18 protein-coding genes are annotated in these 18,242 nt (G+C 62.3%); 10 read left to right on the forward strand and 8 right to left on the reverse strand.

What is annotated here, in order from left to right:
* Nucleotides 1-14: 14 nt before the first annotated feature.
* Nucleotides 15-1,445, reverse strand: a complete 1,431-nt coding sequence (locus tag J3P96_RS01760; RefSeq protein ID WP_434654931.1) for a coniferyl aldehyde dehydrogenase — start codon at nucleotides 1,443-1,445, stop codon at nucleotides 15-17.
* 149 nt (nucleotides 1,446-1,594) lie between these two features.
* On the opposite strand from J3P96_RS01760, the gene J3P96_RS01765 reads away from it, so the two are divergent.
* On the forward strand, nucleotides 1,595-2,266 hold the full coding sequence (locus J3P96_RS01765; protein WP_434571157.1) for a TetR/AcrR family transcriptional regulator: 672 nt from the start codon (nucleotides 1,595-1,597) through the stop codon (nucleotides 2,264-2,266).
* 34 nt (nucleotides 2,267-2,300) lie between these two features.
* A complete protein-coding gene (locus tag J3P96_RS01770) occupies nucleotides 2,301-3,155 on the forward strand; it encodes a sulfurtransferase (RefSeq protein WP_434654934.1) in 855 nt (284 codons plus the stop codon).
* Between the two features lie 177 nt (nucleotides 3,156-3,332).
* On the opposite strand, the gene J3P96_RS01775 is transcribed toward J3P96_RS01770, so the two are convergent.
* From J3P96_RS01775 to J3P96_RS01790, 4 genes are read right to left on the reverse strand one after another with little or no spacing between them, the layout of a single operon-like run.
* Nucleotides 3,333-4,337: a hydrolase gene (locus J3P96_RS01775; RefSeq protein ID WP_434654937.1), complete on the reverse strand. Its 1,005-nt coding sequence runs from the start codon at nucleotides 4,335-4,337 to the stop codon at nucleotides 3,333-3,335.
* 21 nt (nucleotides 4,338-4,358) lie between these two features.
* Nucleotides 4,359-4,970: a 16S rRNA (guanine(966)-N(2))-methyltransferase RsmD gene (rsmD, locus tag J3P96_RS01780; RefSeq protein WP_434654940.1), complete on the reverse strand. Its 612-nt coding sequence runs from the start codon at nucleotides 4,968-4,970 to the stop codon at nucleotides 4,359-4,361.
* Nucleotides 4,970-6,460 (reverse strand): M16 family metallopeptidase, encoded by a 1,491-nt coding sequence (locus J3P96_RS01785; protein ID WP_434654943.1) that lies wholly within the window; start codon nucleotides 6,458-6,460, stop codon nucleotides 4,970-4,972. The genes rsmD and J3P96_RS01785 overlap by 1 nt, the downstream gene beginning before the upstream one ends.
* Nucleotides 6,453-7,808: a M16 family metallopeptidase gene (locus tag J3P96_RS01790; protein WP_434654946.1), complete on the reverse strand. Its 1,356-nt coding sequence runs from the start codon at nucleotides 7,806-7,808 to the stop codon at nucleotides 6,453-6,455. The genes J3P96_RS01785 and J3P96_RS01790 overlap by 8 nt, the downstream gene beginning before the upstream one ends.
* A 343-nt stretch (nucleotides 7,809-8,151) precedes the next feature.
* Here J3P96_RS01790 and ftsY point away from each other — a divergent pair, with 343 nt between their 5' ends.
* From ftsY to rpoH, 4 genes are all read left to right on the forward strand, one after another.
* Nucleotides 8,152-9,585 carry a signal recognition particle-docking protein FtsY gene (gene ftsY / locus J3P96_RS01795; RefSeq protein ID WP_434654949.1) on the forward strand — a complete coding sequence of 478 codons (1,434 nt, stop codon included), beginning with the start codon at nucleotides 8,152-8,154 and terminating at the stop codon, nucleotides 9,583-9,585.
* Nucleotides 9,582-10,253, forward strand: a complete 672-nt coding sequence (gene ftsE / locus J3P96_RS01800; RefSeq protein ID WP_024778908.1) for a cell division ATP-binding protein FtsE — start codon at nucleotides 9,582-9,584, stop codon at nucleotides 10,251-10,253. Before ftsY ends, ftsE begins: the two co-directional genes overlap by 4 nt.
* Nucleotides 10,250-11,272 carry a permease-like cell division protein FtsX gene (ftsX, locus tag J3P96_RS01805; protein ID WP_305498152.1) on the forward strand — a complete coding sequence of 341 codons (1,023 nt, stop codon included), beginning with the start codon at nucleotides 10,250-10,252 and terminating at the stop codon, nucleotides 11,270-11,272. The genes ftsE and ftsX overlap by 4 nt, the downstream gene beginning before the upstream one ends.
* A gap of 112 nt (nucleotides 11,273-11,384) precedes the next feature.
* A complete protein-coding gene (rpoH, locus tag J3P96_RS01810; protein ID WP_305498153.1) occupies nucleotides 11,385-12,239 on the forward strand; it encodes an RNA polymerase sigma factor RpoH in 855 nt (284 codons plus the stop codon).
* Between the two features lie 198 nt (nucleotides 12,240-12,437).
* Here rpoH and mtgA read toward each other — a convergent pair whose 3' ends face one another.
* The gene (gene mtgA, locus J3P96_RS01815; protein WP_434627357.1) at nucleotides 12,438-13,160 is read right to left on the reverse strand and encodes a monofunctional biosynthetic peptidoglycan transglycosylase; all 723 of its coding nucleotides are present in this window, start codon (nucleotides 13,158-13,160) and stop codon (nucleotides 12,438-12,440) included.
* A 73-nt stretch (nucleotides 13,161-13,233) separates the two neighbouring features.
* Between mtgA and J3P96_RS01820 the strand changes: the two genes are divergently transcribed.
* Nucleotides 13,234-13,605 (forward strand): DUF423 domain-containing protein, encoded by a 372-nt coding sequence (locus tag J3P96_RS01820; protein WP_434654952.1) that lies wholly within the window; start codon nucleotides 13,234-13,236, stop codon nucleotides 13,603-13,605.
* A gap of 3 nt (nucleotides 13,606-13,608) precedes the next feature.
* Here J3P96_RS01820 and J3P96_RS01825 read toward each other — a convergent pair whose 3' ends face one another.
* Entirely contained in the window at nucleotides 13,609-15,594 is a 1,986-nt protein-coding gene (locus J3P96_RS01825) for an acyltransferase family protein (RefSeq protein WP_434654954.1), read from the reverse strand.
* A gap of 242 nt (nucleotides 15,595-15,836) precedes the next feature.
* Between J3P96_RS01825 and thiS the strand changes: the two genes are divergently transcribed.
* From thiS to trmB, 3 genes are all read left to right on the forward strand, one after another.
* The gene (gene thiS, locus J3P96_RS01830) at nucleotides 15,837-16,037 is read left to right on the forward strand and encodes a sulfur carrier protein ThiS (protein ID WP_434654957.1); all 201 of its coding nucleotides are present in this window, start codon (nucleotides 15,837-15,839) and stop codon (nucleotides 16,035-16,037) included.
* A gap of 190 nt (nucleotides 16,038-16,227) precedes the next feature.
* Nucleotides 16,228-17,022, forward strand: a complete 795-nt coding sequence (locus tag J3P96_RS01835; protein ID WP_434654960.1) for a thiazole synthase — start codon at nucleotides 16,228-16,230, stop codon at nucleotides 17,020-17,022.
* A gap of 9 nt (nucleotides 17,023-17,031) precedes the next feature.
* On the forward strand, nucleotides 17,032-17,757 hold the full coding sequence (gene trmB, locus J3P96_RS01840) for a tRNA (guanosine(46)-N7)-methyltransferase TrmB (protein ID WP_434627364.1): 726 nt from the start codon (nucleotides 17,032-17,034) through the stop codon (nucleotides 17,755-17,757).
* 145 nt (nucleotides 17,758-17,902) lie between these two features.
* Here the strand turns inward: trmB and J3P96_RS01845 are convergent, their stop codons facing one another.
* Nucleotides 17,903-18,226, reverse strand: a complete 324-nt coding sequence (locus J3P96_RS01845; protein WP_014340681.1) for a DUF3392 domain-containing protein — start codon at nucleotides 18,224-18,226, stop codon at nucleotides 17,903-17,905.
* Nucleotides 18,227-18,242 lie beyond the last annotated feature (16 nt).

An 18,242-nucleotide genomic window follows, 5' to 3' on the forward strand; every position in this document is an offset into this window, starting at 1 on the left:
CCGGGAGACGCTTGTTAGCGGATGAACAGCTTCTGGATCAGCTTCTGCAAAGGCTTGCCATAGGGCGGGTAAATCAGTCTGGCGGCGTTGAAGCGCTGCTTGATCAGGACGCCCTTGGCCTTGCTGAAGGTCAGGAATCCCTCGTGACCGTGATAGTGGCCCATCCCCGAGGCGCCAATGCCGCCGAACGGCATGTCGTCCTGGGCCACATGCAGCAGCGTGTCGTTCAGGCAGACGCCGCCGGAATGGGTTTCATTGAGTACTCGCTGCTGTTCGGCCTTGTTGTAGCCGAAGTAGTAGAGCGCCAGCGGACGAGGCCGCCGATTGATGTAGGCAAAAGCCTGGTCCAGGCCTTCATACGGCACGATGGGCAGCAGTGGGCCGAAGATCTCATCCTGCATCACCGTCATGTCATCCGTGACATTGAGCAACAGGCTGTGGGCCATGCGGCGTCCCTGGCCCTGGTCGAACAGCTCGATCAGCAGCGCGCCTTTGCTGGTGGCGTCGCCGATGTAGCCGTTGAGCCGCGCCAGTTGGCGAACGTTGATGATGGCGGTGTAGTCCGGGTTGTCCGCCAGCGTCGGATAAAACCCGCGGACCGCTTCGCGGTACGCCTCGACGAACGCTCCGACGCGGCTCTGCGGTACCAGCACGTAATCCGGCGCGACGCAGGTCTGCCCGGCATTCAGGGTCTTGCCGAAGGCTATGCGTTCGGCGGCGTCCTTGAGCGGTACGTCGTCGGACACGATGGCGGGTGATTTGCCACCCAGCTCAAGGGTGACGGGGGTGAGGTTTTCCGCGGCGGCACGCATCACATGCTTGCCGATGCTGGTGGCGCCGGTGAACAACAGGTGATCGAACGGCAACCTGGAGAATGCAATGCCGACGTCAGCCTCGCCCAGCACCACCGACACCAGGTCCTGGGGAAAGATACGGGCGAACAGTCGCTTGAGCAGCAACCCGGTGGCCGGGGTCGCCTCGCTGAGCTTGAGCATGACCCGGTTGCCCGCTGACAAGGCGCCGACCAATGGGCCCACGGCCAGGAAGAGCGGGTAATTCCACGGCACGATGACCCCGACCACGCCCAATGGCTGGTAGATCACCTTGGCCGATGCCGGTTGGAAGGCCATGCCGACCTTGCGCCGGGAAGGTTTCATCCAGCCCTTGAGGTTGCGGCTGGCGTAATGGATGCCGTGCAGGCTCGGCATCAGCTCGGCCAGCAGGGTTTCGTCGGCGCTGCGGTGACTGAAGTCCTGGCTGATCGCGTCGATCAGGGCTTGCCGTTCATTGCTCAACAGTTCGCGCAATGCCTTGAGCCACTGCCGGCGCTGCTCGGCCGTTGGCATGGGATGAGCGGCGAAAGCACGGCGCTGGGCCTCGAAGATCGTCCGAATTTCATCCAGCTGCTGTTGAGACTGGTGCAGGTAAGCAACGTCGGCTGGCATGTCGGCACCGGATTATTGTTGGAATGGTGGATTTCTAGAGCTTGTGCTCTAAAAAGTCAAATGCCGCCTCCGCGATGGCGTGGGTTTTCTCCCGTGACCGATAGGTCGTAAGATGCCCATCACATGATTTTTCGAATTAAGCCCAAGCCATGGCCCCACGAATAAAAACCAGCGAGCGCATCGTGCAGAACAGCCTGGAGTTGTTCAACCGGCAGGGTGAGCGCAGTGTCAGCACCAATCACATTGCCGCCCACATGGACATGTCCCCGGGCAATCTTTATTACCACTTCCCCAACAAGCAGGCGATCATCGCCGTGCTGTTCAGCGAATACGAAAACCTGGTGGACAGCTTCCTGCGGCCACCCCAGGGGCGGGCGGCCACGGTGGACGACAAACGCTTCTACCTGCAGGAGCTGCTCTCGGCGATGTGGCGCTACCGGTTCCTGCACCGGGACCTGGAGCACCTGCTCGACAGCGACCCGGAACTGGCGGCTCGCTACCGACGCTTTTCCCAACGCTGCCTGATCCATGGCACGGCTATCTACGAAGGCTTCGTCGACGCCGGTATCCTGGCGATGGACCGCGTCCAGATCGAGTCCCTGACCCTCAATGCCTGGATTGTCCTCACGTCCTGGGTCCGGTTCCTCTGCACCACGCGCGAAAACTCCAGTCACCTGAGCGAACAGGCGATCAAGCGCGGCGTGTATCAGGTGCTGGTGCTGGAGGCGGGGTTTGTGACCGAGCAGGCCCGCGAAGCGGTAGATGCGCTGTTCAAAGAATTTTATGTCCCGCTGGCCCAGACCCTGGAGGAAGGGCAGTAGATCGGACCCCTCGATTCAGCCACAGGAGCTCACCATGCCCATCGCGCAACTCATCAGCCCTCAGGCCCTGGAACAGCGGAGATCACAGCCCGGGCTGGTGATCCTCGATTGTCGTTTTGCCCTGGAGGACCCGGACTATGGCCAGCGCAGTTACGCCGAGGGCCATATCGCCGGCGCGTCGTTCGTCGACCTTGAGCGGGATCTGAGCGGGCCGGTCATCAAGGGCGTCACGGGACGTCATCCGCTGCCGGAGCCCGAGGCGCTGGTTGAGCGTCTCCGGGCCTGGGGGATCAACAATGACAGCGAGGTCGTGCTGTATGACGACGGCCCCGGCGCCTATGCCGCCCGGGCCTGGTGGCTGCTGGCCTGGTTGGGCAAACGCGATGGCGTACATATTCTCGACGGCGGGCTCAAGGCCTGGCATGCGGCCGGCCTGCCCCTGAGCCTGGATCCGCCGCAGACTGCTCGCGGGACTTTCAGCGGCGCGCCGGACGCGAGCTTGCTGCTCAGTGCGCAGGCGTTGCAGCAGCGCCTCGGTGATGCGGACATGACTCTGTTGGATGCCAGGGCGCTGCCGCGTTTCAAGGGCGAAGTCGAGCCGATCGACCCGGTGGCGGGGCATATCCCGGGCGCGTCATGCGCAGCATTCACCGACAACCTGGGGACCGATGGACGCTTCTTGCCGGCCGATCAACTCAAGCTGCGTTTCGCTGAAAAACTGGGCGAGCGTCCGCCCACCGAGCTGGTGGCTTACTGTGGCTCCGGCGTGACGGCGTGCCATAACCTGTTTGCCTTGTGCCTGGCGGGCTATCCGCTGGGACGGTTGTATGCCGGCTCGTGGAGCGAGTGGATCAACGATCCCCAGCGGGGCGTGGCGAAGGGCGAATAACGAATAACAAGACACCCGAAATCAATGTGGGAGCGAGCTTTGTGGGAGCGGGCTTGCTCGCGAAGGCGTCGGCACATCCAACATTAGTACTGGCTGAACCACCGCCTTCGCGAGCAAGCCCGCTCCCACAAGGGGATTCGTATAGTCCTGCAGACTCTCTTTCCGCCATTGCTACGCTCAGCCTTGTGCCAGGCTAGCCAGCCAACCGGGAATCCGCCGTTCCAGGTAATAGCCCGGGCGGCGCAGGGTTCCGTCGACAAATCCTACATGCCCGCCCCGCAGGTGCAGTTCCAGGTGGGTCGAGGCCGACAACTCGCCGGGTTCGGGCAGGCTGTGGGGGAATACAAATGGGTCGTCGGCGGCCTGGATGACCAGCGTCGGTGTACTGATTCCCGCCATGAAATAGCGGCTGGACGCGCGCCGGTAATAATCCGCTGCGTCGGAAAAGCCGTGCAGCGGCGCTGTCACCCGGCCGTCAAAATCCCAGAAGGTGCGCATGTTGTCCAGCGAGCCCAGGGCTGCCAGGGTCGCGAGCCCTTCGTCGCGTCCGTCATGCTGGAACTGGCGTTGCTTGTTGCGCACGTAGGCGACCATTTCCCGCATGAAGTGCGCCTGATAGAACCTGGAAAAGCCCTGTCCGATGCGGTCGGCGCACTGGTCCAGGCGAAACGGTACCGAGACCGCCACTGCGCCCTGCAGCTGGCTGTCGTTGCCGGCTTCCCCCAAATGCTTGAGCAGCACATTTCCGCCCAGCGAATAGCCCACCGCAAACAGCGGTGCCAAGGGGCGTCGGGCCCGCAGATGTTCGATAGCCGCGGCGAGATCTTCGCTGGCGCCGGAATGATAACTGCGGGCCAGCAGGTTCGGCTCGCCCGAGCAACCACGCCAGTTCAGGGCGACGCTGGCCCAGCCTTGAGCATTGAGCGCGCGTTGCAGGCCGGCAACGTAGGGTGAGTTGGAGGAACCGGTCAGCCCATGAAGCACCAGCACCAGCGGTGCTTCGGCGCTATGCGGGCCATGCCAGTCGAGGTCGAGGAAATCACCATCGTCCAGCCAGAGGCGCTCACGTTCGCGATCGATGTGAACGGTTTTACGCCACAATGGGCCCCACAAGGTCTGCAAGTGTGGATTGCCAAGGCCCGGGGCGGGTATGAAGCGTTCAGGTGCGCAGGACACGATCATTCTCGGTGCACGGTCAGCGGTTCAGCCAACGGCCTCTGCCGTACGTTGCCACAATGCGTAATACACCCGCCCGGATCTCTGCTCGCGATGCAGGCGCCAATTGGCCGGCAAGCCCAGGGTCGAAGGGGCGGTCTCGCTTTCAGTGTAGACCCAGGCATCGTCGGCCAGCCATTGCCGTTCCTCAAGCAACGCGCAGACGGCCGGCAACAGGTTCTGGTTGAACGGCGGGTCGAGGAACACCAGGTCGAAAGGTGTCGCGGGCTGGCTGTCGAGATAGCGTAGCGCATCCGCCGTCTGCACCTGGCCGACGGTGCAACGCAGCGTGCCCAGGTGTTCTTTCAGGCTCGAGACCGCCAGGCTGCTGGCGTCCAGCGCCTGGCCCATGGCGGCGCCACGGGACAAGGCCTCGAGAAACAGCGCGCCACTGCCGGCGAACGGGTCGAGTACCCGGGCACCCGCTACATACGGCGCGAGCCAGTTGAACAGGGTTTCGCGCACCCGGTCCGGCGTCGGCCGCAGGCCCGGGGCATCGGGGAAGCTCAAGCGCCGGCTGCGCCACTCACCGCCGATGATGCGCAACTGGTTAACCCCGTTGTGCGCGGGTTTCTTGCTGGAATTGGATGGACGGGCCATTAATGCTCCGGAACCCCGAGCGGCTGCTCGGCAGGTTTGTCAGTGGGGGCCGGCAACGGCTTTTGCGGCACGGTCGGGCCAGCGGTGACGATGACCATCTTGTCCGTGCTCAGGTGTTTGTTCAGCGCGGTCCTGACTTGCTCGACCGTCAGCGCCTGGGACTGGCGCATGAAATCCTCCAGGTAGCTCAGCGGCAAGTCATAAAAGCCCATGGCGCCGAGCTGACCGACGATGTCGGCGTTACTCGCGGTCGACAGCGGGAAGCTGCCGGCCAGCTCGCGCTTGGCGTCGTCGAGCTCCTTCTGGGTCGGGCCGTTCTTGAGATAATCGGCGAACACATCCTGTACCAGCTTCAACGTGCCTTCGCTCATCTCGGCACGGGTCTGCAGACTGATCATGAACGGGCCGCGAGCCTGCATCGCCGTGAAGCCGGAATAGACGCCATAGGTCAGGCCGCGTTTTTCCCGGACCTCGGTCATCAGCCGCGTGCCGAAGCCACCGCCGCCGAGGATCTGGTTGCCCATGGACACGGCGGCATAGTCCGGATCGTCGCGGTCGACGCCCAGTTGCGCGAGCATCAGGTTGGTCTGCTTGGACGGGAACTCGATATGGTGGACGCTCGCTTTCGGCTCCACCGGTGGCGGCGTTTTCGCCAGGGCCTGGCCCTTGGGCAGTGCGGCGGATATCTGGTTGGCAATGGCTTCGGCCTCGGCACGGGACAGGTCCCCCACCAGGGCGATCACCGCGTTGCCGGCGGCATAGGCCTTGGCATGAAAGGCCCGGGCCTGGGCCAGGGTAATCGGCGGGATGCTCTGTGCCGTGCCGTCGCTGGAGTGCGCATACGGATGGTCGCCGTACAGGCGCTTCATCAGTTCCAGGCCCGCCAGTTTGCCGGGGTTCTGCTTCTGGTACTCGAAACCGGCGAGCATCTGGTTCTTGATGCGCGCGAAGGAGTCGGCGGGGAAGGTCGGCTGGCCGACAACTTCGGCAAACAGCTTCAGCGCCGGCTCGCGCTTGTCGGCTGCGCTGAGACTGCGCAGCGAAGCCACGGCCATGTCCCGGAAGGCGCCGTTGCCAAAATCGGCGCCGAGGCTTTCAAAGCCTTCGGCAATGGCACTGACGTCCTTGCCGGCCACGCCTTCATTGAGCATGGCGTTGGTCAACTGCGCCAGGCCCGGTGCGTCGCCGTCCTGGCTGCTGCCGGCGGCGAAGGTCAGGCGCAGGTCGAACATCGGTAATTCGCGAGCTTCGACGAACAGCACCTTGGCGCCGCCGGCGGTTTTCCAGGTCTGCACGTCGAGCTGGCGATGGCTGGGCGCCTTGTCGTCCAGTTCAGCCAGCGATTGCAGCTTGTTGCCGGACTTGGCCTTGTCCAGTGCCTGGCTGGCGTTGGAGCTGGTCGATGGCGACAGGTAAAAGGCCAGCGCGCCGACCACGGCGATCAATACCAGGCCGATCAGCACCAGGCGCGGTGATTTGCGCTCACTCATGAGCTTTCTCCTCGGGCAGGATGTGCGCGACGCTCAGGCGCGAGCGGGTGAAATACAACTGGGCTGCCTTCTGGATATCCTGCGGGGTCACGCTTTGCAGTTCGGCCAGCTCGGTGTCCATCAGCTTCCAGGACAGGCCGACCGTTTCCAGCTGGCCGATGGCGGTGGCCTGGCTGGTGATGGAGTCGCGCTCATACACCAGGCCGGCGATCACCTGGGCGCGGACGCGTTCCAGTTCCTCGGCGGTGGGAGCGGTGGTCTTCAGTTGTTCGAGCAAGCGCCACAGCCCGGCTTCGGCCTCGGCGAGGGTCTTGTTTTTCTGCGTGTTGGGTGTCGCCGACAGGGTGAACAGGGTATCGCCACGGGTGTAGGCGTCGTAGTTCGACGAGCCGCCGGACACCAATTCTTCGCCGCGCTCCAGCTGGGCCGGGATCCGGCCGCTGTAACCGCCGTCCAGCAGCGCGGAAATCAGCCGCAAGGCGTTGACCGGGACTTTGTCGGTGGCCGTGGCGATGCTCGGCACGTTGAACGCCAGCATGACGCTCGGCAGTTGGGTCTGTACATGCAGGGTGATCTTGCGCTCACCGGGTTCGGCCAGCTCCAGCGGGATTTTCGCCGCCGGCACGGCGCGCCGGGCAATCGGGCCGAAATAGCGCTGGGCCAGGGTCTTGACCTCGTCTGGTGTCACGTCGCCGACCACTACCAGGGTCGCATTGTTCGGTGCATACCAGGATTCGTACCAGTGGCGCAGCTCCTCGACCTTCATCCGGTCCAGGTCGGCCATCCAGCCGATGGTCGGCGTGTGGTAGCCGCTGGCCGGGTAGGCCATGGCCTTGAATCGCTCGTAGGCCTTGGACATGGGCTTGTCATCGGTGCGCATGCGGCGCTCTTCCTTGATGACCTCGATCTCGCGACTGAACTCCTCCGGCGGCAAGCGCAGGCTGGCCATGCGATCGGCTTCAAGCTCGAAGGCCACGCCCAGGCGATCCCGGGCCAGTACCTGGTAATAGGCGGTGAAGTCATCGCTGGTGAAAGCGTTCTCCTCGGCGCCAAGGTCGCGCAGGATCAACGACGCTTCGCCGGGACCGACTTTTTCGCTGCCCTTGAACATCATGTGTTCCAGGGCGTGAGACAGGCCGGTCTGGCCCGGCGTTTCATAGCTGGAGCCCACCTTGTACCAGACCTGGGACACGACCACCGGAGCCCGGTGATCCTCGCGCACGACGACCTTCAAACCGTTGTCGAGGGTAAATTCATGGGTGGGTTGCGGGTCGGCAGCAAGGGCGGAAAAGGGCAGACAAACTGTGCTGAGCAGCAGGCCAGCGGCGCGGCGGGCAAGAGCATTCATTCGTGTTTAAACCTGTTGGACTGCCCGCTTGGCCTTAGCCTCGGCGGGCGAGGAGGTGCTAGGATACTGATCCGTTTTACTGGCGGCCACGCCTATCGGGCCTTTTATCGGCGCGAGGCTGTTTGGATTTGCGGAAGAAGCCTCGGGTTTATCTGCTGTTCCCGATGTTTTCGCCGAAAATGTCCCACCAGTCCTTCGAAAAAAGCGACTTGAGTTGTCCGCGAGACAACTCTACAAAATGTTGCGCGTGAACAAGCTGGATGAAACGCAGTCTGTTCAGCATCGAATATTTATCACCGAGGCGCCTGCCTGGCGCGTCGCTACCGTGAGATAGCCGTCCTCCATGTTTGGTTCCAACGACGACAAGAAGACCCCAGCTGCGGCTGGCGAGAAAAAAGGCCTGTTCGGATGGCTGCGCAAGAAGCCGCAGGAAACCGTCGTCGAGCAGCCGCAACTGCCGCCTGAGCCGGCCGCCGAGACTGTGGCCGAGACCGCGGTAGAAGAGACCGCGCCGATCGTCCTGCCGATTGCCGAACCGGTGCTGCAGCCGGTCGAGCCTGAGGTTGCCGCCGAGCCGGTTGCCGAGCAGCCACTGACCCCGCCCGCCGGGCAAACGCCCTGGCTGACCTTGCCCGTGGCCGAAGAACCGGTCGCGCTGGTCGAAGATGAGCAGGCTGCGCATGTCACCCCACCGATTCCGGCATCGACGCAACCGGTCGAGGCGCCCATTACCGAGACACCGGTTGTCGTTGCGCCTGCCACCCCCGAGCCCGCCCCTGAGCCAGAGGCTATAACAGCTGAGGTTCCGGCTCTGGTCGAGCCGCCGCGCAGCGCCGAAGAAAACAAAGTCGGCTTCTTCGCCCGCCTCAAGCAGGGCCTGTCCAAGACCAGCGCCAGCATTGGCGAAGGCATGGCCAGCCTGTTCCTCGGCAAGAAGGTCATCGATGACGAATTGCTGGAAGACATCGAGACCCGCCTGCTGACCGCCGATGTCGGCGTCGAGGCCACTTCCGTCATCATCCAGAGCCTGACCCAGAAGGTCGCCCGCAAGCAGCTCACCGATGCCGACGCGTTGTACAAATCCCTGCAAGGCGAACTGACCAGCCTGCTCAAGCCGGTAGAAAAACCGCTGGTGATTGCTTCGCAGAACAAGCCGTTCGTGATCCTGGTCGTCGGCGTCAACGGCGCCGGCAAGACCACCACCATCGGCAAACTGGCGAAGAAGCTTCAGCTCGAAGGCAAAAAAGTCATGCTCGCCGCTGGCGACACCTTCCGCGCCGCCGCGGTAGAACAGTTGCAGGTGTGGGGTGAGCGCAACAAGATCCCGGTCATTGCCCAGCACACGGGTGCGGACTCCGCCTCGGTGATTTTCGACGCCGTGCAGGCCGCCAAGGCCCGTGGCATCGACGTGTTGATCGCCGACACGGCCGGTCGCCTGCACACCAAAGACAACCTGATGGAAGAATTGAAGAAGGTCCGCCGGGTCATCGGCAAGCTCGACGCCGAGGCGCCTCACGAGGTGCTGCTGGTGCTGGATGCTGGTACCGGCCAGAACGCCATCAACCAGGCCAAACAGTTCAACCAGACCGTCGAACTGACCGGGCTGGCCCTGACCAAGCTGGACGGCACCGCCAAGGGCGGGGTGATCTTCGCCCTGGCCAAGCAATTCGGCTTGCCGATTCGTTACATCGGCGTGGGCGAAGGCATCGACGACTTGCGCACCTTTGAAGCCGAGCCTTTTGTCCAGGCACTGTTTGCCGAGCGGGAGCATTCATGATTCGTTTCGAACAGGTCGGTAAACGCTATCCGAACGGTCACGTCGGCCTGCATGAGCTGAGCTTTCGGGTCCGTCGGGGCGAGTTTCTGTTTGTCACCGGCCATTCCGGCGCCGGTAAAAGTACCTTGCTGCGCCTGCTGCTGGCGATGGAACGGCCCACCACCGGCAAGCTGCTGCTGGCCGGCCAGGACCTGAGCACCATCAGCAATGCCCAGATTCCCTACCTGCGACGGCAGATCGGTGTGGTGTTCCAGAACCACCAATTGCTGTTCGATCGCACAGTGTTCAACAACGTGGCGCTGCCGTTGCAGATCCTCGGGCTGTCCAAGGCCGAGATCAACAAGCGCGTGGACTCGGCACTGGAGCGTGTAGCGCTGTCGGACAAGACCGACCTGTATCCGGGCGACCTGTCCACCGGCCAGCAACAGCGTGTCGGTATCGCCCGCGCGATCGTCCACCGCCCGGCCTTGCTGCTGGCGGATGAACCCACCGGTAACCTCGACCCGCGACTGGCGGCGGAAATCATGGGCGTATTCGAAGATATCAACCGTTTGGGCACCAGCGTGCTGATCGCCAGTCACGACCTGGCGCTGATCGCACGTATGCGTCATCGCATGCTCACCTTGCAGCGCGGTCGACTGATCGGCGACGGGGAGGCGGGTGTATGAGTGCAACCCGTAGCCCGAAAGTGGCCGAGCGCGTGGCTCCCAAGGCCTCCGACCCGCAGCCGCAGAAAAAGAAACGCGACGATGACGACGGCCCGGATTTCGCCACGCTGCTGCACGCCTGGATCGAAAGCCATCGTGCCAGCCTGGTCGACAGCCTGCGGCGCCTGGGCAAGCAGCCCATCGGCAGCTTCTTTACCTGCATGGTGATGGCCGTGGCCCTGAGCCTGCCCATGGGCCTGTCATTACTGCTTAATAATGTCGAGCGCCTGGGCGGCTCCTGGCAGCGCGCGGCGCAGATCTCCCTCTATCTGCAATTGGACGCGACACCGGGCGAAGGGCAGGCGTTGCGTGAGCAGATCAAGGCCATGCCGGGCGTAGCCGACGCCGAATACGTCGGGCGCGAGCAGGCGCTCGAAGAGTTCCAGCAGCAGTCCGGCCTGGGCGAGGCCCTCAAGGAACTCCCGGAGAACCCGCTGCCGGGCGTGGTGCTGGTGACTCCGAACGAGGTCGACAAGCCCACCCTTGAAGCATTAAGACAAAGACTTTCGGAACTGCCCAAGGTACAACAGGCCCAACTTGATCTAGTCTGGGTCGAGCGTCTTGCGGCGATACTCAAGCTCGGCGACCGGTTTGTCTTTGGTCTGACGGTGCTTCTGGTTTCTGCATTACTTTTGGTGATAGGCAATACCATTCGTCTTCATATTGAAAACCGCCGCACAGAGATAGAAGTGATTAAACTCGTCGGCGGTACGGACAGTTATGTTCGCAGGCCCTTCCTCTACATGGGGGCGCTGTATGGCTTCGGTGCCGGGATCCTGTCCTGGGGGGTATTGGCGTTCGGCCTGGATTGGCTGAACGATGCGGTAGTGGGATTGGCCGGTTTGTACGGCAGTGATTTTTCACTGGCCGGTGTGCCAGTCGCCGACGGCGTGTCGCTCTTGCTTGGCGCGGTGCTGTTGGGTTATATCGGTGCATGGATTGCGGTAGCACGCCACCTGCGTGAGCTTGCTCCAAAATAGTATTTTTTGCGCGTATTGACCTTTCAGTTTTTGTGGGAACTTGTCCTACGGTTCCCGGTCAATTTTCGCAGTGCTGAACTGCACGAGTTATGTGAGTCGGAGGTTTTTTCGTATGACCACTTCTTTGCAACCTGCTTATGCTCTAGTCCCGGGTGCGAACCTTGAGGCCTATGTGCACACGGTGAACAGCATTCCATTGCTGACGCCCGAGCAGGAGCGTGAACTGGCCGAGAGTCTCTATTATGAGCAGGATCTTGAGGCGGCTCGGCAGATGGTGCTCGCCCACCTGCGTTTTGTCGTACATATCGCCCGCAGCTATTCCGGCTACGGGCTGGCCCAGGCCGACCTGATCCAGGAAGGCAACGTCGGCCTGATGAAGGCGGTCAAGCGGTTCAACCCTGAAATGGGCGTGCGGCTGGTGTCGTTCGCCGTGCACTGGATCAAGGCGGAAATCCACGAATTCATCCTGCGCAACTGGCGCATCGTGAAAGTCGCGACCACCAAGGCCCAGCGCAAGCTGTTCTTCAACCTGCGCAGCCAGAAGAAACGTCTGGCCTGGCTGAACAACGAAGAAGTCAATCGCGTGGCTGAAAGCCTGGGCGTAGAGCCCCGGGAAGTGCGCGAGATGGAAAGCCGCCTGACCGGCCATGACATGGCCTTCGACCCGGCCGCCGAGGCCGACGACGACAGCGCTTTCCAATCGCCGGCCAACTACCTGGAAGACCACCGGTACGACCCGGCGCGTCAACTGGAAGACGCCGATTGGAGCGACAACTCCAACACCAACCTGCACGAAGCGCTGGAAGTGTTGGACGCGCGCAGCCGTGACATTCTTTATCAGCGCTGGCTGGCTGAAGAGAAAGCCACGCTGCACGACCTGGCGCAGAAGTACAACGTGTCGGCCGAGCGAATTCGCCAGCTTGAGAAAAGTGCGATGAACAAGCTCAAGGTGTCGATCGCGGCTTGACCCGTGTTACCGGCATGAAAAACGCCCCGATCAGTGATGATCGGGGCGTTTTTGTTTGTGTGATGCAAGCTTCAACACCCGCCCTTGTGGGAGCGAGCTTGCTCGCGATGACGGTGGATCAGGTGGCATCTCTGCTGAATGTTTAACCGCCATCGCGAGCAAGCTCGCTCCCACAGGGGACTTTGAGTGTTGTTGAGGCTACCGAGCCCACGGCGCGCGGCGCGCGCGGTCAAGCTCCAGCAGATAACCATCACCGCCCAACTGGCTCATCTGTTGCCTGATCCAGCTGGCGCGTCGCAGTATGTAGGGGCTCGGCCGGCTGGCACTCCAGACCCGCGGGTTGGGCAGTACCGCCGCCAGCAGGCTGGCCTGTTGCCGGGACAAGGCCCCGGCGCCTACACGAAAATGATGCCGCGCGGCCGCTTCAGCCCCGAACACGCCGTCGTCCCACTCGACACTGTTGAGGTACACCTCGAGAATCCGTTGCTTGGGCCAGAACACTTCGATCAGCGCGGTGAACCACGCCTCCAGCCCTTTGCGCAGCCAGCTGCGGCCCGACCACAGGAACAGGTTCTTGGAGACTTGCTGGCTGAGAGTACTGGCGCCGCGAATCGAGCCGCCGCGCCCGTTATGGGCAAACGCCGCCTGGATCGCGCCGATGTCAAAACCCCAGTGCTCGGGAAACTTCTGATCCTCGCCGGCAATCACCGCAATCTTGAGGTTATTGGAGATCTGGTCCCAAGGCTGCCAGTCGCGCTGCAGGTCGATCGGCTCGCCGCCGAACCAGGATTCGACCTTGCGCTCGATCATCAGCGCGGTGAACGGTGGCGGTACCACGCGAAACAGCAGCACCAGCGCAACGCTGCCGACGGCGAACCAGAGCAGGGCTTTAACGAATCGTCGAAACAATGTACGCAGCATAGAGATGGCTTGGCCGAACCCGTCGAGCGGGCCATTATACAGACCCTGTCCCCCGAGTCTGACTGGAGTTCCCATGTTGCGTAGCTTTCTGATGCTGGCGGCTTTTTTCGGTTTCACCGGCGTAGCGCTGGGAGCATTCGCCGCCCATGGTCTGAAAAGCCGTCTGAGCGCCGATTACCTGGCGATTTTCCACACTGGCGTCACCTACCAACTGGTGCACACCCTGGCGCTGTTCGGCGTCGCATTGCTGGCCACGCACATTCCCGGGCGTATCGTCACCTGGGCCGGTATTTCCTTTGTCATCGGTATCCTGTTGTTCTCTGGCAGCCTGTATCTGTTGACGCTCACGGGCATCAGCAAGCTGGGCATCATCACGCCGTTCGGTGGTGTGGCGTTTCTGCTGGGTTGGCTTTTCCTCGGTCTTGCCGCCTGGCGTCTGGCCTGACGGTCACGTCGCGCGCCTCCAGCCATTGAGCAGGACCTGGATGAACGATGGCGCGAGGAGGCGGTTACCGTATCCGCTAAGGTGATCGCCGTCGCGGAAAAGTGGTTGACCGTCGTCGTAAGCCGAGCAAGTGGAGCCTGGGCACAACAATGGCAGCGGATCCCAGACGCGAAGCAGCGGATACTCAAGGGTTAAATGCTTCAGCAAAGCCATTTGTGGCGCTCGCAGCCGCTCGATCTGATCCCGCTCGACGGTGAAACCAGGCGCGCAGATCGGATTCATCCGATTGAACCAGTCCGAGCAGCGGTAGGCTGGCGCCTTGAACAGCGGCATGGGGGCATCGATCAGTACCCGCACCTCGGCATTCATAAGCCGCTTCAGCGTTGCTTCTGCGCTGCGGCGGGCTCCGTCGACCTGCTCTGGGGACAGTTCGGCGAGGGCCTCGCTTAGCACGCTTTCATCGCCACGTACCCAGTCGCGCCCTGCCAGTTCCGGCATCCGCAGGGAGGCGAGGAAAACGATATCACCGGGTTTTGCCCGCGCTTCGATGTCACGCAGGGCTTCATTCCTGGCTCGGGTGCAGGCGCCTTGTGGGTCGGGTGCCATGAGGCTGACCACCGCGCAGCCGCCGCGCTCGTATTCCACAACGCTGATACCCAGCTGTCGCGAGACGAGGCTCAGCAGGGTGCGGTATGCCGCCGCGTGCGAATCGCCAAACACGAACAGTTGGCGGCCTTGCAGCGATGGGTCGCTGATCGGCTCGCTGGCCAGCCCTTGCGGTAATTTCCTGGAAAACCAGGTATAGGTGTCGCTGGTCTGGCTCAGCGACAGTACCTCAGGATTTTCACTCATCCAGCGAGCACCTGACCAGGACAGGCCGAGCGCCGCCAGGCATGAGGCAATGGTGATCCAGGCGCGGCGTTGAAAAAGCGACCGGCCGGTGCGCAGCGGTGTCTCGACCCAGTGATAGGAGGCGCCGGCGAGTGCCGCGACGATCACTGGATAGGCCAGTTGTATGGCGAGTTGCTCCAGGCCAATGGTCCAGCGCAGGAACACCAGCACCGGCCAATGCCAAAGGTAAAGCGAGTAGGACAACCGACCGACATAGGTGGCGGGTGTCGATTGCAAAAGACGCAGCAGCGACGAGGGGGTATTGGTTTTCTGTACTACGGCCGCCAGGGTCAGCAGGGTGCCAGCGACGGTCAGCGCGGCCCAGGGAAACGGAAAGTGTTTCGTGTCGGCGAAAATCAACCCGCCTGACACCAGGGCGAGCCCAGCGAACAGCACGGCAGGCGTCGCCGCAGAGGTCAGTTGCAAGCGTCCTGTGACCAGCAGTTGGAAGAGGACCGCCCCGGATGCCAGCTCCCAGAATCGGCTGGGTAACAGGTAAAACGCTTCGAGAGGGCTTTGCTCTGTCTGCACCACGCTGAATGCCAGCGACGCCAGCGCGAGCAAGGGCAGCAAGGCCCAGGCGAGACTGTGCCGTTGGCGAAAACGCAGCCAGACGAAGTAGACCAGGGGAAAAACCAGGTAGAACTGCTCTTCGACGGCCAGCGTCCAGGTGTGGGTATAGGGATTGAGCTGGGCGGACGGCGAGAAGTAGGTGTCGGTGTTCCACGCCAGCGTGAAGTTGCTCAGGCCGAAGTAGGCCGCCAGTCCGGTTTGATCATTCTGCGCACTGAGCCAGGCCTGGGGTACGAACATCGCCGAGACCAGGGCGCACGCCACCAGAACCACCAGCAGGGCCGGGACGATGCGCAGGAAGCGTCGCCGGTAGAAGTCCGCCAGGTAAGCCGAAAAGCTCATGTCGGAGCGGGTGTATAACGATTGGCTGATGACGTAGCCCGAGATGACGAAGAACATGTCGACCCCGGTGAAACCTCCGGGCAGTTTCAGGAAATCGGCATGGAAAATGATCACGCTCAGGACAGCGACGGCGCGCAGGCCATCGATAGCGGGGATGTTTGGCATTGTATGGACGCTGGGCACAGGTCCTCCTTGTGCTTGATAGATGCGTCCATGCGGGACCGGAAATATAGACCGGACCAGCGCTGCCTGGGCGGCGCATTTGTTGCGGAATCAGTCCGAGGCTTCAAACGCCCACGGCTCTTCGCACGGACGCCGCCTGGAGGCCGGGCTGACCGGCTGGTCCATTTCATGACGAATGGCTTGGGTCGTCCAGACTGATCGGGCTAGAATGCCAGCCCCTAAAAATGATGGCGGCATCCGGCATGCGCATTCAGTTGAACGGCGAACCCCTTGAACTGCCCGACGGCGAAACCGTCGCGGCCCTGCTGACCCGTCTGGAACTTACCGGACGCCGCGTCGCGGTGGAGCTCAACCTGGATATCGTCCCGCGCAGCCAGCACGCCGACACCATGTTGAACGACGGCGACAGTGTCGAAGTGGTCCACGCCATCGGCGGCGGCTAATTCAAATACTGTGAAAACTGCTGCGCTCAGAAATACTGCGTTAAAAACAGGCTCGGAATGCTTATTTACAACCCGTAAACTCCGCTTCCTCGCCTGTTTTTGCCTTGTCTTTTTCCTTCGCTCGCGACGTTTTCACAGCATTTGGCTAATAAGCATTTCGCAAGAACCTCACCCCAACAGAGGATTTCCCATGAGCATCGTTCGTAGCGACAAGCCCTTCGTCCTGGCCGGTCGTACTTACCAGTCGCGTCTGCTGGTAGGCACCGGCAAGTACCGCGACATGGAAGAAACCCGCCAGGCCATTGAAGCTTCGGGTGCCGAAATTGTGACCGTCGCCGTGCGTCGGACCAACATTGGCCAGAATCCGGGCGAACCGAACCTGCTGGATATCCTGCCGCCGGATCGCTACACCATCCTGCCGAACACCGCCGGTTGCTTCGACGCCATCGAGGCTGTGCGCACCTGCCGCCTGGCCCGTGAGCTGCTCGACGGTCACAACCTGGTGAAGCTGGAAGTGCTAGCGGACCAGAAAACCCTGTTCCCCAACGTGATCGAAACTCTCAAGGCCGCAGAAACGCTGGTCAGGGAAGGTTTCGACGTGATGGTCTACACCAGCGATGACCCGATCATCGCTCGTCAGCTGGCGGAAATCGGCTGCATCGCGGTCATGCCGCTGGCCGGGCTGATCGGCACGGGCCTGGGGATCTGCAACCCGTACAACCTGCAGATCATCCTGGAAGAAGCGAAGATCCCGGTGCTGGTGGATGCCGGTGTCGGCACCGCCTCCGACGCCACCATCGCCATGGAACTGGGTTGTGAAGCGGTGCTGATGAACTCCGCCATCGCCCACGCCCAGCAGCCGGTCCTGATGGCCGAAGCCATGAAACACGCCATCGTTGCCGGTCGCCTGGCCTACCTGGCCGGGCGCATGCCGAAAAAACTCTATGCCAGCGCATCCTCGCCGCTGGATGGTCTGATCAAGTAAGAGCCATTGATGACTGAATCGAACGACACGCCGGTCCTCCCGGAAGAAGGCGAAGAGCGCCAGCACCGCCGCATCAAGAGTTTCGTGATGCGCGCCGGGCGCATGACTGAAGGCCAGCAACGCGGCCTGGAGCAGGGTGCGCCGTTGTATGTCCTGCCGCTGGCCGACGCGCCGGTGGACTTCGACCAGGTGTTCGGCCGCTCGGCGCCACGCTCGCTGGAAATCGGCTTCGGCATGGGCCATTCGCTGCTGGAAATGGCCGCGGCCGCGCCGGACCAGGATTTCATCGGCGTGGAAGTGCACCGTCCGGGTGTCGGTGCGTTGCTCAACGGCGTACTGACTCAAGGCCTGACCAACCTGCGGGTCTACGATTGCGACGCCATCGAAGTGCTCAACCGCTGCGTGGCCGACAACAGTCTCGACCGGCTGATGCTGTTTTTCCCGGACCCGTGGCACAAGAGTCGCCACCACAAGCGCCGGATCGTCCAGGCATCGTTCGCTGAACTGGTGCGCAGCAAGTTGAAGGTCGGCGGTGTGCTGCACATGGCCACCGACTGGGAGCCGTACGCCGAATACATGCTGGAAGTGATGAACGTCGCGCCGGGCTACCGCAACCTGGCCGAAGATGGCCGCTACGTCCCGCGTCCGGCGGAACGGCCGATTACCAAGTTCGAACGCCGTGGCGAACGGCTCGGGCATGGGGTCTGGGATTTGAAGTTCGAGAAGTTGGCCTAAACATCAGAAATCCCTGCTGAAATGGGATCCCCTGTGGGAGCGGGCTTGCTCGCGAAAGCGGTGTAGCAGTCGACATGGATGTTGAATGTTCTGCCGCATTCGCGAGCAAGCCCGCTCCCACATGTGTTTCGTGGTGTCTGTCGGTTCAGCGCCGATCCGCCACGACGCCGATCAGCACCAAAACCACCAGCAACACCGGCGCGAGGCTGTAGTTGTTGAACTGGCTCAAGCCCCGGACGATCCACGGCGTGGCGTAGATCAGCGCGGCGCCGCTGCCAATCATGCACAGCAGGGCGATCAGCGGGACGCGCAAGGCGCCGGCGATGCTGCCCAGGCGTTGTTCGACCCAGCCCTTGATGTCAGCGCCAAACAACACCAGCAGGCAGCCTACCAGTGCCAGGGAGATTTCCGACAGGTTGCTGCGGCTCCAGCGGGACACGGTGGCGAGCAGGTCGAGTACCAGATCCATTCGATTTCCTTGTTTT

Origin of the sequence: Pseudomonas sp. R3-56, from assembly GCF_051132075.1 — a bacterium.
GTDB lineage: Bacteria > Pseudomonadota > Gammaproteobacteria > Pseudomonadales > Pseudomonadaceae > Aquipseudomonas.

What these genes read in the sequence shown, in the direction of transcription:
- J3P96_RS01845 (WP_014340681.1), bottom strand. Translation starts at nt 18,226, where the DNA reads ATGGATCTGGTACTCGACCTGCTCGCCACCGTGTCCCGCTGGAGCCGC.
- J3P96_RS01765 (WP_434571157.1), top strand. Translation starts at nt 1,595, where the DNA reads ATGGCCCCACGAATAAAAACCAGCGAGCGCATCGTGCAGAACAGCCTG.
- J3P96_RS01770 (WP_434654934.1), top strand. Translation starts at nt 2,301, where the DNA reads ATGCCCATCGCGCAACTCATCAGCCCTCAGGCCCTGGAACAGCGGAGA.
- J3P96_RS01760 (WP_434654931.1), bottom strand. Translation starts at nt 1,445, where the DNA reads ATGCCAGCCGACGTTGCTTACCTGCACCAGTCTCAACAGCAGCTGGAT.
- J3P96_RS01785 (WP_434654943.1), bottom strand. Translation starts at nt 6,460, where the DNA reads ATGAGTGAGCGCAAATCACCGCGCCTGGTGCTGATCGGCCTGGTATTG.
- J3P96_RS01790 (WP_434654946.1), bottom strand. Translation starts at nt 7,808, where the DNA reads ATGAATGCTCTTGCCCGCCGCGCCGCTGGCCTGCTGCTCAGCACAGTT.
- rsmD (WP_434654940.1), bottom strand. Translation starts at nt 4,970, where the DNA reads ATGGCCCGTCCATCCAATTCCAGCAAGAAACCCGCGCACAACGGGGTT.
- trmB (WP_434627364.1), top strand. Translation starts at nt 17,032, where the DNA reads ATGACTGAATCGAACGACACGCCGGTCCTCCCGGAAGAAGGCGAAGAG.
- mtgA (WP_434627357.1), bottom strand. Translation starts at nt 13,160, where the DNA reads ATGCTGCGTACATTGTTTCGACGATTCGTTAAAGCCCTGCTCTGGTTC.
- ftsX (WP_305498152.1), top strand. Translation starts at nt 10,250, where the DNA reads ATGAGTGCAACCCGTAGCCCGAAAGTGGCCGAGCGCGTGGCTCCCAAG.
- ftsE (WP_024778908.1), top strand. Translation starts at nt 9,582, where the DNA reads ATGATTCGTTTCGAACAGGTCGGTAAACGCTATCCGAACGGTCACGTC.
- thiS (WP_434654957.1), top strand. Translation starts at nt 15,837, where the DNA reads ATGCGCATTCAGTTGAACGGCGAACCCCTTGAACTGCCCGACGGCGAA.
- ftsY (WP_434654949.1), top strand. Translation starts at nt 8,152, where the DNA reads ATGTTTGGTTCCAACGACGACAAGAAGACCCCAGCTGCGGCTGGCGAG.
- rpoH (WP_305498153.1), top strand. Translation starts at nt 11,385, where the DNA reads ATGACCACTTCTTTGCAACCTGCTTATGCTCTAGTCCCGGGTGCGAAC.
- J3P96_RS01775 (WP_434654937.1), bottom strand. Translation starts at nt 4,337, where the DNA reads ATGATCGTGTCCTGCGCACCTGAACGCTTCATACCCGCCCCGGGCCTT.
- J3P96_RS01835 (WP_434654960.1), top strand. Translation starts at nt 16,228, where the DNA reads ATGAGCATCGTTCGTAGCGACAAGCCCTTCGTCCTGGCCGGTCGTACT.
- J3P96_RS01820 (WP_434654952.1), top strand. Translation starts at nt 13,234, where the DNA reads ATGTTGCGTAGCTTTCTGATGCTGGCGGCTTTTTTCGGTTTCACCGGC.